The 14,995-nt window shown below is 38.2% G+C and carries 16 protein-coding genes and 1 tRNA gene; 12 read left to right on the forward strand and 5 right to left on the reverse strand.

The features are described from left to right. Nucleotides 1–25: 25 nt before the first annotated feature. The 3 genes from EHQ70_RS16365 to EHQ70_RS16375 all read left to right on the forward strand — a co-directional run bounded on the left by EHQ70_RS16365 (nucleotide 26) and on the right by EHQ70_RS16375 (nucleotide 4,175). Nucleotides 26–2,065, forward strand: a complete 2,040-nt coding sequence (locus EHQ70_RS16365; protein WP_135588534.1) for a 7TM diverse intracellular signaling domain-containing protein — start codon at nucleotides 26–28, stop codon at nucleotides 2,063–2,065. Between the two features lie 93 nt (nucleotides 2,066–2,158). Continuing rightward, nucleotides 2,159–3,235: an alkene reductase gene (locus EHQ70_RS16370; protein WP_135588184.1), complete on the forward strand. Its 1,077-nt coding sequence runs from the start codon at nucleotides 2,159–2,161 to the stop codon at nucleotides 3,233–3,235. Between the two features lie 331 nt (nucleotides 3,236–3,566). Beyond that, entirely contained in the window at nucleotides 3,567–4,175 is a 609-nt protein-coding gene (locus EHQ70_RS16375) for a beta-class carbonic anhydrase (protein WP_135588186.1), read from the forward strand. A 384-nt stretch (nucleotides 4,176–4,559) separates the two neighbouring features. On the opposite strand, the gene EHQ70_RS16380 is transcribed toward EHQ70_RS16375, so the two are convergent. After that, nucleotides 4,560–4,630 (reverse strand) — tRNA-Gly (locus EHQ70_RS16380). An 83-nt stretch (nucleotides 4,631–4,713) separates the two neighbouring features. Between EHQ70_RS16380 and EHQ70_RS16385 the strand changes: the two genes are divergently transcribed. Further along, the gene (locus EHQ70_RS16385; protein WP_135588188.1) at nucleotides 4,714–6,219 is read left to right on the forward strand and encodes a carboxypeptidase M32; all 1,506 of its coding nucleotides are present in this window, start codon (nucleotides 4,714–4,716) and stop codon (nucleotides 6,217–6,219) included. A gap of 30 nt (nucleotides 6,220–6,249) precedes the next feature. Beyond that, entirely contained in the window at nucleotides 6,250–6,576 is a 327-nt protein-coding gene (locus EHQ70_RS16390) for a hypothetical protein (protein WP_135588190.1), read from the forward strand. Here EHQ70_RS16390 and EHQ70_RS16395 read toward each other — a convergent pair. Then, nucleotides 6,552–6,980, reverse strand: coding sequence for a DUF423 domain-containing protein (locus EHQ70_RS16395; protein ID WP_135588192.1), 429 nt, complete (start codon nucleotides 6,978–6,980; stop codon nucleotides 6,552–6,554). The two genes, EHQ70_RS16390 and EHQ70_RS16395, sit on opposite strands and share 25 nt — an antisense overlap. 21 nt (nucleotides 6,981–7,001) lie before the next feature. Here EHQ70_RS16395 and EHQ70_RS16400 point away from each other — a divergent pair, with 21 nt between their 5' ends. Further along, on the forward strand, nucleotides 7,002–7,337 hold the full coding sequence (locus tag EHQ70_RS16400; RefSeq protein ID WP_135588194.1) for a hypothetical protein: 336 nt from the start codon (nucleotides 7,002–7,004) through the stop codon (nucleotides 7,335–7,337). Nucleotides 7,338–7,372: 35 nt separating this feature from the next. On the opposite strand, the gene EHQ70_RS16405 is transcribed toward EHQ70_RS16400, so the two are convergent. Together EHQ70_RS16405 and EHQ70_RS16410 are read right to left on the reverse strand one after the other, a co-directional pair. After that, complete coding sequence (locus EHQ70_RS16405; protein WP_135588196.1) at nucleotides 7,373–8,134, reverse strand: hypothetical protein; 762 nt, start codon at nucleotides 8,132–8,134, stop codon at nucleotides 7,373–7,375. Further along, complete coding sequence (locus EHQ70_RS16410) at nucleotides 8,131–9,030, reverse strand: CPBP family intramembrane glutamic endopeptidase (protein ID WP_135588198.1); 900 nt, start codon at nucleotides 9,028–9,030, stop codon at nucleotides 8,131–8,133. The genes EHQ70_RS16405 and EHQ70_RS16410 overlap by 4 nt, the downstream gene beginning before the upstream one ends. 78 nt (nucleotides 9,031–9,108) lie before the next feature. Between EHQ70_RS16410 and EHQ70_RS16415 the strand changes: the two genes are divergently transcribed. The 6 genes from EHQ70_RS16415 (at nucleotide 9,109) to EHQ70_RS16440 (ending at nucleotide 14,292) form a co-directional block, all read left to right on the forward strand. Next, nucleotides 9,109–10,011, forward strand: a complete 903-nt coding sequence (locus EHQ70_RS16415) for a LysM peptidoglycan-binding domain-containing M23 family metallopeptidase (protein ID WP_135588200.1) — start codon at nucleotides 9,109–9,111, stop codon at nucleotides 10,009–10,011. Nucleotides 10,012–10,057: 46 nt separating this feature from the next. Beyond that, nucleotides 10,058–11,233, forward strand: a complete 1,176-nt coding sequence (locus EHQ70_RS16420; RefSeq protein ID WP_135588202.1) for an acyl-CoA dehydrogenase family protein — start codon at nucleotides 10,058–10,060, stop codon at nucleotides 11,231–11,233. A gap of 6 nt (nucleotides 11,234–11,239) precedes the next feature. Then, entirely contained in the window at nucleotides 11,240–12,259 is a 1,020-nt protein-coding gene (locus EHQ70_RS16425) for a phosphotransferase family protein (protein WP_135588204.1), read from the forward strand. A 107-nt stretch (nucleotides 12,260–12,366) separates the two neighbouring features. Continuing rightward, complete coding sequence (locus EHQ70_RS16430) at nucleotides 12,367–13,125, forward strand: EAL domain-containing protein (RefSeq protein WP_135588206.1); 759 nt, start codon at nucleotides 12,367–12,369, stop codon at nucleotides 13,123–13,125. Nucleotides 13,126–13,146: 21 nt separating this feature from the next. After that, complete coding sequence (locus tag EHQ70_RS16435; protein WP_135588208.1) at nucleotides 13,147–13,578, forward strand: hypothetical protein; 432 nt, start codon at nucleotides 13,147–13,149, stop codon at nucleotides 13,576–13,578. Beyond that, nucleotides 13,579–14,292, forward strand: a complete 714-nt coding sequence (locus EHQ70_RS16440) for a histidine phosphatase family protein (protein WP_135588210.1) — start codon at nucleotides 13,579–13,581, stop codon at nucleotides 14,290–14,292. Between the two features lie 6 nt (nucleotides 14,293–14,298). On the opposite strand, the gene EHQ70_RS16445 is transcribed toward EHQ70_RS16440, so the two are convergent. Continuing rightward, nucleotides 14,299–14,988: a hypothetical protein gene (locus EHQ70_RS16445; RefSeq protein WP_135588211.1), complete on the reverse strand. Its 690-nt coding sequence runs from the start codon at nucleotides 14,986–14,988 to the stop codon at nucleotides 14,299–14,301. Nucleotides 14,989–14,995: the final 7 nt, after the last annotated feature.

Consider the following 14,995-nt stretch of genomic DNA (forward strand, 5'->3'; position numbering starts at 1 on the left):
TTTTGAGATTCAATTTGCTGAAACAATGAAAAGGGTAAAAAACCAATGGATTCCGTTCATTCGCGTTTTGGTAATCTTTCTTTTTTTAGGAAACGGAGAAGTGTTCGGGCAGGAAACAACAATTGATTTAAAAAATTTAGAAACTTCTCCCATCTATCTCGCCAACTCTATATTAGTATTAGAAGATCCAAACAATCAATTGGACTTTGAAACCATTCAGTCCCCGGAATACGCAGCCAAATTCATCAAAGTTCCCTCTTCCAAGGAAGCTTTCAATTTTTCTTATTCAAAATCTACTTATTGGCTTCGAATCCAAGTACAAAATCCAAATCCAATTCCTAAAGATACCGTGATTGTTGTTGCCTATCCCAGATTAAAAACAATGGATTTATACTTTCAAAGTACAAAAGAATTCAAAGAAATTCATTCTGGTTATACGGTTCCACTTTCACTTCGTCCTTACAAAAGTCGATTTTTTGTTTTTCCGATCCAATTTTCTGGAAATGCAACCGCTACTTTATATTTAAAAGTAAATTCACCCAATGCCATCAACCTTCCTATCCAACTTTGGGACAAAGTTACCTACGATAGACACGAGATCGATGACCATGTCATCCAAGCCTTATACTTTGGAATCGCTTTAGCCATGGCTATATTCAATTTATTTGTATTTTTTATCCTTAAGGATTCTAATTATCTTTTATATGTTTTCTTGGTTCTTTCGACTGCTTTGACCATTGCTTCGCATAACGGAATTGCTTCGGAATATCTATGGCAAAATTCACCTTGGATGGATCAATATTTGATCAACATTTTAATCTCCGTTGTATTGATATTGTTTTTGGTCTTTATGCGGAATTTATTAAATACCAAAAAATTAGTACCAAAACTGGATTTTGTAAGTAAAGTTTTGATTGTAGTTCAAATCGTATTACCTCTTTTTTACATTTTGTCTTTTGATTCCTTTATTAAAATTATGGTGGTAAGTCATTCCTTTACAGCTTTTTGGATTTTATTCAATGCCATCATTTGTTCGTTCCAAAAAGAAAGAATTGCCTATTTTTTCCTACTAGCCTTTGCATTTTTATTTTCTGCTTTGATTGTTTCTACACTTCGAGCCTTAGGATTCATTCCTACTAATTCATTTACCATTGATGGCCCACAATTTGGATCAGCCGCCGAAATGTTGTTACTTGCCTTTGCGCTTGCAGATCGTTACAATACCATCATCAAAGAAAAGGAAACCGCAGAAGCACTTGTAAAATCAAATTTAGAAAAATCCAATTTGGACTTAGAAGAAAAGGTCAAAGAAAGAACTTATATTTTAAACAAAACTTTAAGTGCCATGCGAAGAGATCTTTTTGTTGCTAAAAAAATCCAAGAGAATTCTTTAATCACCGATCCAAAGTTATTTCACCAATTACATCTTGTGTATCGTTATCTTCCTGTATCAGAAGTGGGAGGAGATTTTTTTGATGTTTGTCAATTGAATGAAACTAAGTTTAGAATTCTAATTGCTGATGCAACTGGTCACGGAGTCCATGCAGCGATGATTACTATGGCGATCAAAGGTTTGTATGATAATATTAAAAACTTTGAATTGATGCCATCCAAGGTAATGGAAATTTTTAACGAAGAGTTTATGGATAACTTTGTATCCCTCAATAGCCTTTTAACGGCTTTGATTTTAGATATCGATATCGATAAAAAAACAATCCAGTTTGCTTCGGCTGGACATCCTCCTGCCGTTCTTTTGAAAAAGAATGAAATTCAACTTTTAGAAAAAACCGGTAGGATGATGGGCCTCAAAAAACAAACCCATTACGGCCAATCGGAACTTCATTGGGAAACCGGGGACCGGCTCTTTTTATTTACCGACGGTGTTTTTGAAGCTTTCAACCCAAAGGAAGAGGAGTTTGGAGAGGAAAAAGCCTACGCACTTTTTCAATCCACCAGAAATCTCAGTTTGGATGCGGCCGAAGACCACCTCCTAAAAACACTACAAATCTTTCTCAATGGTCAGGATCGCCAGGACGATTTAACCATCCTCGGGATCGATTTGTAAATTTTTTCAAAAATAGTTTAATATTAAATAAATACAATATCAAATCACTTGATGTTGTAGTCTATTTTTTATCAATCAAATTTGGAGAACCTTGTGAAATCATTATTTTCAGAAGCGAAATTAGGAAATCTAACCTTAAAAAATAAAGTGGTGATGGCCCCCATGACCCGTTCCCGTTCCCTTGGAAATGTTCCCGGTGACATTGTCGCCACTTACTATGAACAAAGAGCTGAAGCCGGACTCATCGTGACAGAAGGAACATCTCCATCACCGAATGGTCTTGGTTATGCGAGAATCCCAGGAATCTTTTCTGAAGAACAAACGATTGCTTGGAAAAAAGTAACAGACAAAGTCCATGCGAAGGGCAGTAGAATTTTTGTTCAATTGATGCATACAGGTCGTATTGCTCATGAACTCAATTTACCAAAAGGTGCAAAAGTGGTTGGGCCTTCTGCAATTCTTGCCAAAGACCAAATCTGGACCGATGCCGATGGAATGAAAGATCATTCCACTCCCCATGAATTATCCAAACAAGAATTACTAACAACAAAAGAAGAATTTGTAAATGCTGCTAAAAATGCCGTTAAAGCGGGCTTTGATGGTGTTGAATTACATGCAGCGAATGGATATTTGTTGGAACAGTTTTTACACCCATCTTCAAACCAACGTACCGATGAATATGGTGGATCTATCGAAAATCGAATTCGATTTGTTGTCGAAGTGGCAACTGCTGTGAGCGAAGCCATTGGAAAAGATAAAACCGCTATCCGTTTGTCCCCTTACGGTGCTTATAATGACCTTTTACCGTTCCCAGAAACTCATGAAGAATATTCATTGTTAGCTGAAAAACTAAATCAAGTAGGAATTGTGTACATCCATTTGGTGGATCATTCTTCTATGGGTGCTCCAACGGTAGAACCAGAAACGGTTCAGAACATTCGAAAAGCCTTCAAAGGAACACTCATCCTCAGTGGTGGTTACGACGCAGAACGTGCAGAGAAAGATTTGTCCTCCGGCAATGCCGACTTAGTTGCTTTTGGAAAACCATTTCTAGCCAATCCTGACTTAGTCACAAGATTCCAAAAGAACATCAGCTTAGCTTCTTTTGACCAAACCACTCTATATACACCTGGCGAAAAAGGATATACGGATTACGCTCTGGCAAACTAACAATAATTAACACTTATTTATCATGAGTGAGTGTTGATTTTTTTTGGCGCCTCAAATTTTAACAAAACCAACACTCTTTGGTAAAATGAACGGGCTACTCCAGGGTTCGCGTTCGCTCCCGTCACCTGCCATCTAACGATCGCAGGTGACCAAGCCTTCCGTATCCCTGGCGCGGGCCTAGAGCACCTAACTCGATATACATTTTTACCTTTTCCATCCATCTCCAATCTCTTGGTCATTTGCCAAATCCAATGTGCAAATTCAGAAAGGAAATCCATCCCGAGAAAATTCTTTCCTTGCTCCATCTGTTATATTGAATTTTATCTCTACTATGTCAAACACACTCATCCAACAAGAAACAAGTAAAGTCCATAAAGAAGTCATCGATGCTAATGAAAAATATGCATCGGAATTTGGGAAAAAAGGCGAACTTGCCCTACCTCCTGCGAGAAGTTTTACCATCCTCACCTGTATGGATGCAAGACTGGATCCTGCCAAATACGCAGGCCTTGCAGAAGGAGACGCGCACGTGATTCGAAATGCTGGCGGCCGTGCGAGTGATGATGCGATTCGTTCCTTGGTCATTTCTTATAAACTATTAGGAACCAAAGAATTTTTCGTGATCCACCACTCCGACTGCGGAATGGAGTTATTCACAGATCCGATCATTCGTAACCTCCTTTCCAAAAGTTTAAAAACGGCAACGATCGATTCCAATGGATGGCGAAACGTAGAAGAATCGGGTGGTTCCGACGAAGCGAAGTTCATCCCTTTTTTAACCTTCGATCATTTGGAACAAAGTGTGATCGATGACGTCAAAAGAATCCGAAACCATCCTTTGATTCCCAAAGACATCCCTGTCTACGGATACTATTATGATGTCAAAACGGGAAAACTGGTAGAAGTCAAAGAAGCAACCAAGATCGGAAGGGCTTCTTAAGACCAAAGCCAAGTAGGCAAAAGTAATAATACGAACTTTCCCAAAATAAATTCCAGGGTTTTGGGATTGGGATTTTAGAAATGAGAGGATTGTGATAGAAGGAAGTCATTGGGTGGCGGGTCTAGTTCCCCACCCTAATCGGGCGGGGATACTCATATCCTATCCTGTACGCGCGGGCGAAGGGGCTCGCCCTCTCCGCTGTTCGGCCATCGTGTCCTCACAACGCTCCGAGTCACGGCGCCGCTCTTGATTCGCCATCGTGGCTTTCTTACTGATTTGTTCGTTCCCTATGGGTCACTCACAAACCAGCTCGCGTCACTGTTCGATCCCTTCGGATAGATTCTTTGATGATGATTGGATTTTGAAAAAAAGGAGTCTGTCTTTTGCGGGCGAAGGGGCTCGAACCCTCGCCAGAAGCTTGGAAGGCTGCTGTGCTACCGTTACACCACACCCGCGACAGTAAATACATAGTTTTGGTTGTGGGTAAGGGGTCAATGATTTTTGGTTCCAGAAAGTGTGGGAGGAAGAAAATGAGACTATGGCCCTGCCCCAAGCACTCGAAAATTATCGAAAACAATATCGTAAAATCAAATTATTCCAAGACGTAGCATCTGTCCTCCATTGGGACTCGGAAGTGATGATGCCGGAAGAAGGGCGAGAATACCGATCAGCACAAATTGCTGCGGTGGCAGAGCTCACCCACGATTGGATGACCGATAAATCTTTTTTAAACCAAATCCAATCTGCTAAACAATCTATCGGTGAACTACCCGAATCAGAACGATCCCTTTGGAATCGCGAGTTGGAAGTTCTGATGGAAGAAAAGGAGAGGGCTGATAAATTGCCCTCGGAGTTTGTTTCCGAATTTGCAAAAGTAACCAACCTCGCACATGCGGAATGGGCTGAAGCAAAAAAAGAAAAAAACTTCCAATCCTTTGCAAAACGATTAGAGGAACTGGTTCAATTATCTAAAAAACAAGCAGATTACTTTGGTTATACGACCGAACCTTATGATGCACTGCTCGATAGTTATGAAAAAGGTGCCAAAGCCAGTCAAATTCAAACTTTGTTTTCTGATTTGAAAGCATCCCTGGTTCCTATAGTGTCCACAGCACCTAAATTCAAAAATCCATTTCCAGAACCTATCTCAATAGAGAAACAGACTAAATTTTGTAATCGTTTGCCATCCCTTCTCGGACTCACTACAAAAGAATCGAGATTGGATACAAGTAACCATCCGTTTTCTACAAGTTTGGGAAAGGGTGATAAACGAATCACAACTCGATATTCCGAAACAGATCCACTTTCTTCCATCTTTGGTGTGTTACATGAAACAGGCCATTCTCTTTATGAATCTGGATTGTCAGCTATGCCAAATTGGCCCACACCCATTACAGAATTTTTAAGTTTGGGAATCCATGAATCTCAAAGTCGATTGTGGGAAAATCAAGTAGGACGTTCTTTACCATTTTGGGAATTTGTTTATCCTATTTTGTTATCTGATTTTGGACTGACAGACAAGGAACTTCCTTTCAAAGAATTATATCAATACATCAATAGCACTGAAAAAACTAAAGTAAGAGTGGAAGCTGACCAGGTTACTTACAACCTTCATATCATTTTGCGATTTGAAATTGAAAGAGATCTCATCAATGGAAAAATCCAAGTAAAGGATTTACCTGAAATTTGGAATACCAAGATGAAGGAAAGTTTTGGACTTACCATTGAGAATGATGCAGAAGGTGTTTTACAAGATATCCACTGGTCGATGGGAGCTTTTGGATATTTCCCTACTTATACATTAGGAAATATCTTCAGCTCACAATTTTTCAAAAAATTCACAGAAGAATTTCCTGATTCGCATAACAAGTTTTCTGCGAAGGGTGATTTTTCTGACCTACTGGGTTGGCTTCGTAAAAACATTCACTCTAAAGGTAAAATTTATGACGTGGACACCTTGATGAAACAGGCTACCGGTGAAGCGGCAGATTCCAAACATTTGATTTCCTATTTGAATGGAAAAATCAAAGAAGTAACAAAATAATAAATCAATAAAAGTATTCAAAGGAATTCTATGTCAGGATCAGAACAAGTATTAGAAAAACTAAGCCAATTATCATATTTTGATAACCTAGCTTTGTATTATTTATGTATCGAAACACCGCCACAAACACTCGCTTTGGCATTCATGCAAATGGATGAAAAAATTGCAGGATCAATGCTTGGAGTTTTGGATGTACAAAAAAGAAAGTATGTACACGAACTCATGGCACTTCAAAAAGATAGTCCAGAAGAAGCTAAAAAAGCCGCCGCAGAAGGGTTATTACTCATCGCAGACGGCTTAATTTCTAGAAATTTAATTAGTAAACAAGGTCATTATTTCTTTGGAACAAAGAGATAAAAAGATCCTAGTCCTAAACAAATCCAACCTATTAAAAAACTCACTCCTCCTATAGGAGTGATGGCTCCTAAAACACGAATCCCTGTGATTGCCAGGGCATACAAACTAAAAGAAAAAATTAGAATTCCTAATAGAAATGCCCAAGTGGCTACTCTTAAGAATGTTTTGCTTTTACTTGATGAATCCGATTGGAGTGATTGCTGTAACAACAAAAATGAAATGAGTGCAGCCAGTGTATGATAAAAATGATAACGATTTCCCGTTTCAAAAATCACCATAAGCTCTGGAGCTATTATTTTTTTAAGTCCGTGTGCCCCAAAGGCACCAATGGCAACGGCTAAAAAACCGAAAAGACAAACTAGTAGGATTAAAACCGCGGAGGATTGCTTCTTGACAAGATTCATTAACGATACTTCCTATTGCCTATGACTTCAGATACATCCGGAAAGAATACTAAATTTGTTAGAGTTTGGCGACAACTCAATGTGGAAGATGTAAAAAAACAACTACTCTATATCGATGATCTTTACGGAACTTGTGGAAATTGTAAAAAATTAGGACTCAATTATCTAAAAGATAAAAAATGCCCCGATTGTGGAGCCACTTTTAAATATTTAGCAACTAAATTGAGTAAGGTGGCAGATATTGGAAAGATTCTAAGCAGAATCGACAAAGAAGGATTGGATTTAACTTTAATTGAAAGAGAAGATTTTGAAAGATCCAGTGCTTCCGATACCGCAAGGGATCTATTCAAATCATAAATAAAAATCGAGAAAAAGTTGGTCGATTAGAACAATTAAAATTTAAACGACCAACCAAACTGTGCCGTTTTGTTATGTGCTGCTGTATCTTCCCAAGCATCAAAAGCTCGCACAGCCCTTGAGACAGCAAGAGCCGCAAATACACCTACAGCATTCGGTGATTCCCAAACATTTCCTGGACCTTTTGTATTTAGCATATTGTCCCAAATATTTTTTTTAGGTAATTTGTCTTGGGCATACATATAAGCACCACCTGCCAAAATCAAATCACATAAAAGATAAATACCCATACTCACAATTGTATCTCGATTGGAAAAGAGGGGAGAATTCCATGAATTATAACCAACAGAAGCCATTGGTGTGATCAAATTCAATCCTTGAGAGATCGCATGATATTTTTCTGACAATGGCACTGCCGATTCATGGGGTGGTTTTTGGAGTAACTCTTGTTCCATGATTTCTTTCCACATTCTTTCCTGGCCACGTCTAGGAGATTCAATTCGAATGATGGAATCCGGGGAAGTTTTTCCAACCTTGCCTACATAGATATTAAAATCATAAGGGTTTTTCCACCGGTTTTTATATCGATAAACAAACCCTTGTGTTTTTTCGTCTGCATAAAAATCAGGATCCAGTTTATTGAGTAGAGCCACCAAGCGTAAGTTAACGTCTTCTGGGCCACCTAAAATTTCTACTGTTTCTCCTGCAAAAAGAGAACTAAACCCAGTGGTAGAAAACAATAGTAGAAAACAAAAATAAACAATAAAGGATCGGAATCCTTTTAAAATAAAACTCATGACTGAACTCCAGGAAGTTGAAGGTAAGCGTTGATTAAACCTAACGAATTGTATGTGGCATGACAAGCCATAGCGATCCAAATATTTCCTGTTTTGATATATATATATCCAAAGAACATACCAACACCACAGATAATGAATGGAATGGCAATGGAAGTTCCTTCACCATAGTGAAGCCATCCAAAAATTAAGGATACAATGAACAAACCTTCTTGGGCAAGGCCTTTATCGATAAAGGCTTTTAATAAAAAGCCTCTAAAGAAAATTTCTTCCAAAATTCCTGTAATAATCCCCACAACATAAATTCCCCAAGCAAGCAGGTATGCATTTCCATGAATGGCTTCATAAAGTTTTTTTGCAAAAACTCCAGATTCTACAGGAATAGAAAGTCTTTCTAAGGCCAATCCAAAGAGAACCACTACAATAAAACATAGGAATCCGTTTGCAATGCCTCGGAGTAAAATAGGTACAGATAACTCATCCTGAAGATTTGTGACAGGAATTTGTAATACTTTTTTATAAAGCAAATACCCTAGGCCCACATAACATAAAAACCACGGAATGGAATGCCCTAGTAAATAATGAGGTTTTTCGGAAAACACCTTATCATAAAATTGAGAGAGTAACAAACCAGGATTTTCAGTAATTTCTTTCTGAAATTGTTCCTTGATGGGTGTCACAATTTTTTCGTATTCGGCAAGCATCGTGGAAAAATCCATTTTCCCTTCCCAATACTCTTCATAGAGGGGGAGAAGTTGATCTTCGGGGATTCGATCACCAAGCACCGAATTGTTGACGAAGGCTAAAAAAATAACGGAATAAAAGAAGGAACAAACATATACGAGACCTAAAGAATAGGCAGTAAGCCGAAAGATCTCAAAAAAACGATTCTGCATCTGCCTTACAGTTCCTCAATTTCCGCAAGAATCGTCATCGTTTTTTTAGAAAATGGCCGATATTCAAATTAGAAGATTATGTCTAAAACCGTCAATTTTCCAAAATGGGCACTGTTTCTAAGCACCATCTGTATTTTTACTTCTCTTGGAGCAAGTCCACTCACTCTGGCAAATTTGGAATATTCCAACCCTTCCTTAAAAAATCTTCGTTCGGAAATCAAAGAAAACTTACGGATTTCCAAATCAGGTGTGAAGAGAGAAGAACTCATTCCACTTAAGTACTACGAATACAAGGTGCGAAAAGAAGATAACTTTTTTAAAATCATGGCACGCACCGGGATGGATTTGGAAACTCTTTCTTCTGTAAATGAATTAAGTTCTCCTCATGATTTGTCACCAGGTATGGTTTTAGAAATTCCCAACATGCGCGGAACCTTTCATCCTGAAGAAGGGAATGGTGATGAAAAAACCAAATTAAAGTTAGCCGAAAAATATAATATTGATTCCAACAAATTACAATTCGATTCAGAAAGAGGAAAATGGTTTTTACCTGGTGTTACTATGGGGAAATCAGAAAAATCTTTTTTTTATGGATTTGGATTTCAGTTCCCATTAACGGAAGCACGTATCTCTTCTGCTTTTGGAAAACGACTAGATCCATTTACAAAAAAAGAAACTTTTCATGGTGGAGTTGATTTGGCCGCCGAACAAGGATCAGATGTATTTGCTTCGATGGATGGTGAAGTTGTTTTTAAAGGTAAACAAGGTGGATACGGAAATCTTATCATTTTAAAACATAGTTTAGGATACGAAACCCGATACGGACATCTTTTTGATTTTAATATAAACGTTGGTCAGAAAGTAAAAAAGGGACAAAAAATTGGGGAAGTAGGACAAACAGGTAGAGCGACCGGTCCACATTTGCATTTTGAAATTAGAAGAAATTCAAAACGTGAAAGACCTATTTTTCGATCTCACTAAAAAAAGATTTTACGTTACTCATTGATTCTTGTAATTCTGGGAATCAATGGACTTTGAAATTTCCCAAGAAGTGGAAACACTTCGCAAAAACATCCAAGACTTCATCACAAATGAAATCATTCCTCTGGAAAAACATTATGATTATGAAAAAGGTCGAATGCCAGAAGATATCAACCAACAAGCGCGCGCTAAAGTAAAGGCCGCTGGATTCTGGACACCTCATCTTCCCAAATCAGAAGGTGGATTGGGTTTAGATTTAATTGGAACTTGTATCATTTTTAGTGAACTGGGTCGTTCACCTATTGCTCCTTATATATTTAACTGTGATGCACCGGATGAAGGGAATATGCATTTGCTCTCTTTGGCAGCCACAGAAAAACAAAAAGAACTCATCCTCCATCCACTTATCAAAGGTGAATTACGAACGGGTTTTGCGATGACAGAACCGGCTCCTGGAGCAGGATCTGATCCCACCACCTTACAAACCAATGCTGAAAAACAAGGGGATAAATACATCCTCAATGGTCGCAAGTGGTACTGCACGGGAGCCAATGGATCAAAGTATTTAATTGTGATGGCAAAGGTAAATGGAAGTTTCCGTAAAACCACAATGTTTCTTGTTCCAACAGATGCGAAAGGTTATACTATGGTTCGAGAAATTGAACTTATGGGCTCTCATGGACCCGGAGGACACTGCGAACTTAATTTTGAAAATGTAGAAGTTCCAGAAGATATGATTCTCGGTCGTATTGGAGAAGGATTTCGACTTTCTCAAGAGAGACTTGGTCCGGCTCGTTTGACTCATTGTATGCGTTGGACAGGAATGGCAAGAAGGGCACTTTCGATTGCACGAAGTTATGCGAAAGAAAGACAAGTGTTTAGTTCAAGAATTGCTGACCATCAAGGAATCCAATGGATGTTTGCGGAACGTGCCACAGAAATTGAAATGGCATTCCTTCTCACATTAAAAGCTGCCTGGTTGTTGAAAACGGGAAAAGATGCTCGCCAAGAAACTTCTATGGCAAAATGGAAAGTCAGCGAATCTCTCTGTAATACCATCGATATGGCGATTCAAATTTGCGGGGGCAAAGGGTATTCCCGAGACTTACCGCTTGAATTGTTTTATCGCGATGCAAGAGCGGCAAGGATTGCTGATGGGCCATCTGAGGTGCATAAAATGGTCATTGGTCGAAACTACGTATCTGAGAAGTGGGACTTTTAGAAAACCATGGAAATGAATGAACTACAGGAGAAAGTAGGACTCCACTTATCGGCCGTATGGAATGACGATGTGAAAGTCGCGCGTATCCACCACCTAAGTGGAGGGGCTTGCCAAGACAATTATTCCTTGGACTTGGTTTCTAAATCCGGTAAACAATCGTTAGTTCTAAGAACTGACAAAGGTGCAAGTTTACTTTCTTCTTTGTCCAAACGAGATGAATTCAAAGTGGCTGAACTTGTTTACAAAGCCGGTGTCAAAACTCCCACTCCTGTATTTCTGGAAGAAACTCCTGATATCATTGGGTCTCCTTTTTTTCTAATGGAAAAAATTGGAGGCAAAGCCACTGGCCGTTACATCACCAAAGATAGAGAATTAGATTCCTATCGTAAAACTCGGATGGTAACGGATCTGGCAGATAACTTAGCCAAACTCCATACAGTAAAACCCAGTTCTGTTTCCGATGAAGAACTAAAACAAAAACTGAAAATTGTCACTAAAGAAAATTATGCATCCATTGCTATCTCTGATCTAAGACAATCGTTAGACGAACTTCCTGAAGCACACCCGGCCATTGAATTATGTTTGCATTGGTTGGAATCTCATTCTCCTTCGATTGATGAAATTGTTTTGGTTCATGGAGATTTTCGCACTGGAAATTTTATGATGAACGCTGAAGGACTCCAGGGAATTTTAGATTATGAATTTGCTCACTTTGGCGATCGTCATGAAGACATTGCTTGGTTGTGTATGCGTGATTGGAGGTTTGGTCGCCTAAACAAAGAAGTCGGTGGTTTTGGCGATCGCAAAGATTTTTACGAAGCTTACGAAAAAACTTCCGGTATCCCAGTGGATCCTTTCAAAGTGACTTTTTGGGAAATTATGGGTAATGTTCGTTGGGCCATCGGTAGTGCACAACAAACAGAGAGACATCTTTCTGGAAAAGACAAAGGGATTGAACTTGCGGCGATTGGTAGGCGAACAGCAGAGATGGAATGGGAAGCCATGCGACTCATTGAATCTCTGTAGCCCAATCGAATTTTCGTATATTATGTCCATCTCCTGTATTGAGAATTAGTCTCATTTATCTTGACTCTAACTTCTCCTGCACTTTCCTGGAGAGAGCGGGGGTTTTTATGGAACAAACTCTGGATTTAGGAATGGATGTTTTCCAATTACCAAGGTATTGGGAAGAGTATCAATCTTTGGAAACCATATATTGGAATGGTAGTTTTGCATCGGAATACCAACCAATCGTATCTATTTTGGAAAAGAAAACAGTGGCTTATGAAGCACTAGCGCGGTTTTATACAAATGGTGGAAAAATTGCACCTGACCGAGCTTTCCAAATTTTACATAATGATCCTGGATTCTTTTTTGATTTTGAGAAAAAATTGAAAAACTTTCAAATTCAAAATCGGCCAGAAGGTTATCCATTGTTTTTGAATATGGATGCCCATGTTTATAGTAAGGAAATTCATACTGACCATTGGGAATCTGTTTTTAAGAGAGAAAAAAACATAGTTTGCGAATTGATTGAAAACACAGACTATGCTTCGGTTGAAGATTCAAAGTTTTGTATGAACCATCTTAAAGAAATGAACATTCCTTTTGCTTTGGATGATATTGGTGGGAAAAACAATTTATTTTGTTTTGAATTTTTAGAGGGTGCGAGTTATTTAAAGTTTGATCGGCGTTGGTTGTCTTTACTTCGTACCGACAAAAACTATTCTGAGATTTTAAAAGGGTTTTTGGCATTTGCCAAATTGCAAAAAACCCAATGTATTTTGGAAGGGATAGAAACTCAGGCTGATTTGGAAATTGCCATCAACACTGGGTTTGATTTAGGCCAAGGTTTTTTATTTAAATACGGAACATTACAAGCAGTCGCTTAAGTATTGTTATGGGAGTAAATTGTGCAATATAGACCAGAAACAAAGGAACTCATTTCTGCCATTCAGGACTTTTTAATGAAAGACCTGCTTCCTAAGTTGGAAGGGGATGATTTGTTATCATACAAAACATTAGTTTCTTGGAATATGTTGGGAGTGATTGCCAGAGAAACCGAATCTTCTGAATTCGAAGGGGATTTGAATCGTATTTTAGAACTAAATTTAAAAATCTCTAAGTTAGAAACCGACTTCGATAAAATCAAATTTTCAAATTTGAGCCGCAAAGAAAAATACGATCTCCTCTTAGATTGGAATCAAGAATTTGCCAAAGAAATTCGCAACCAATCAAAAAACAATCCAGGTTTCGAAGTAAAACCGGGAAGTAAGGTTTGGGATTTTGCAAAAAATCAATTAAAGGAAACACTGAGCGTTTCCAACCCGAGGTTTCAAACATAAATGTCTTTATTGTATCTGGTGCGCCACGGACAGGCAGATCGTCTCGGAAAAAACTATGACCAACTGACAGAACATGGTTGGAAACAAGCAAAACTACTTGGTGAATATTTCAAAAACCAAAGAATCGAATTTGATTCTGTTTACACTGGTACACTCAACCGGCAAAAACAAACCGCACAAGGAATCATCGAAAGTTTTTCAAAGGATCAGTTTTTTATTCCGGAACCAGGGGTAAATTCAGCCTGGGACGAATTTGATTCCAAAATGTGGCTCGGCCTTGCAGCTAAGATTCGTCATGCGAATGATAACTTTGCCAAATTATATGAATCTTATAAAAAAGCTTGGGAAGAAGGAAAAGAAGAAACTAGAGATTATTTCCAAGAACTGATTCAAATTGTATTAAGTGATTGGGTTCATGGAGTTTGGGATCCTGTGGAACCATATACTTTCCAAGAATATGTGGAGAAAGTTTCCTTTGGCCCAAAGGAAATTCCAAAAAATGTAAAAAGTACACTTGTTGTTTCTTCAAGTACTCCCATTGCAATTATGATGGGTCTATCCTGTAAAATGCAACCGGTTGAGTTTCCGGTGTTTATGAAATCGATTACCAATTCTTCACTCAGTATTTTTAAAAGAGAAAATGATCATTGGGAACCTGTAAGTTGGAATAACACACCTCATTTACAAAATCCTGATTTGGTTACATTAGTGTAGCCGTTTTTATTGAGCAAAAGAAGAAAGGAATTTCATTCTATTTTTTGCTTTTTGTCCCCAACCGGTTCTTGGAAAATTTTTATACAAATGTTCCATAGCAGCTAGTTCTTCTTCGTTGGTTTTACTTTGGCGAACCGTAATTTTTGGTTCTTCTTGGAATTTAAAATCAACAGTCACATGAAAACTTCCAAGAAACACGACTGTTCCCGGTTGTAGATCCACTCGCGATTTTTCAATATCCTTTCTACCAAAATCGATATCAATTTTTGTAGGTTGTTTGGTACTTCCAAAGGCAAAGTCGGAAGCACCACGATTCAAAAGATGGACAGCGTCGTGAATTTCATACTGACCTTCTTTTAAATTTTGAAAGTAATAGTAGTGTTCGGAGCTTTCGTTGTATTCAAAAGTTTTCTCCCCTTTTTTTAGGGTTACCTTTTGAAACCGGGGATCAATCAATTCATCTAAAATCATTTCGTCTTTAACAATTGTCATATGAACAATGATAAGACTACTCTGTGCATTTTTAGGACCAAAACTGGAACATTCTGGGAACAAATAGGTAATCAAAAATAAAATCAAAAATTTCCGAAACACTCCCGAAGTGATCTTTTCGAACTTTGAAATTTTTTTCTCCGATGGAACTGGTTCTCCATCGGAATTTTTTTCTAAATGATCATCGTAAGAATTAGAACTCATTGAATTT

Origin of the sequence: Leptospira congkakensis (genome assembly GCF_004770265.1) — a bacterium.
Taxonomy (GTDB): domain Bacteria; phylum Spirochaetota; class Leptospiria; order Leptospirales; family Leptospiraceae; genus Leptospira_A; species Leptospira_A congkakensis.

Coding starts and splice junctions, on each gene's coding strand:
- EHQ70_RS16365 (WP_135588534.1), top strand. CDS start 26: ATGAAAAGGGTAAAAAACCAATGGATTCCGTTCATTCGCGTTTTGGTA.
- EHQ70_RS16375 (WP_135588186.1), top strand. CDS start 3,567: ATGTCAAACACACTCATCCAACAAGAAACAAGTAAAGTCCATAAAGAA.
- EHQ70_RS16385 (WP_135588188.1), top strand. CDS start 4,714: ATGGCCCTGCCCCAAGCACTCGAAAATTATCGAAAACAATATCGTAAA.
- EHQ70_RS16390 (WP_135588190.1), top strand. CDS start 6,250: ATGTCAGGATCAGAACAAGTATTAGAAAAACTAAGCCAATTATCATAT.
- EHQ70_RS16395 (WP_135588192.1), bottom strand. CDS start 6,980: ATGAATCTTGTCAAGAAGCAATCCTCCGCGGTTTTAATCCTACTAGTT.
- EHQ70_RS16400 (WP_135588194.1), top strand. CDS start 7,002: ATGACTTCAGATACATCCGGAAAGAATACTAAATTTGTTAGAGTTTGG.
- EHQ70_RS16405 (WP_135588196.1), bottom strand. CDS start 8,134: ATGAGTTTTATTTTAAAAGGATTCCGATCCTTTATTGTTTATTTTTGT.
- EHQ70_RS16410 (WP_135588198.1), bottom strand. CDS start 9,030: ATGCAGAATCGTTTTTTTGAGATCTTTCGGCTTACTGCCTATTCTTTA.
- EHQ70_RS16415 (WP_135588200.1), top strand. CDS start 9,109: ATGTCTAAAACCGTCAATTTTCCAAAATGGGCACTGTTTCTAAGCACC.
- EHQ70_RS16420 (WP_135588202.1), top strand. CDS start 10,058: ATGGACTTTGAAATTTCCCAAGAAGTGGAAACACTTCGCAAAAACATC.
- EHQ70_RS16425 (WP_135588204.1), top strand. CDS start 11,240: ATGGAAATGAATGAACTACAGGAGAAAGTAGGACTCCACTTATCGGCC.
- EHQ70_RS16430 (WP_135588206.1), top strand. CDS start 12,367: ATGGAACAAACTCTGGATTTAGGAATGGATGTTTTCCAATTACCAAGG.
- EHQ70_RS16440 (WP_135588210.1), top strand. CDS start 13,579: ATGTCTTTATTGTATCTGGTGCGCCACGGACAGGCAGATCGTCTCGGA.
- EHQ70_RS16445 (WP_135588211.1), bottom strand. CDS start 14,988: ATGAGTTCTAATTCTTACGATGATCATTTAGAAAAAAATTCCGATGGA.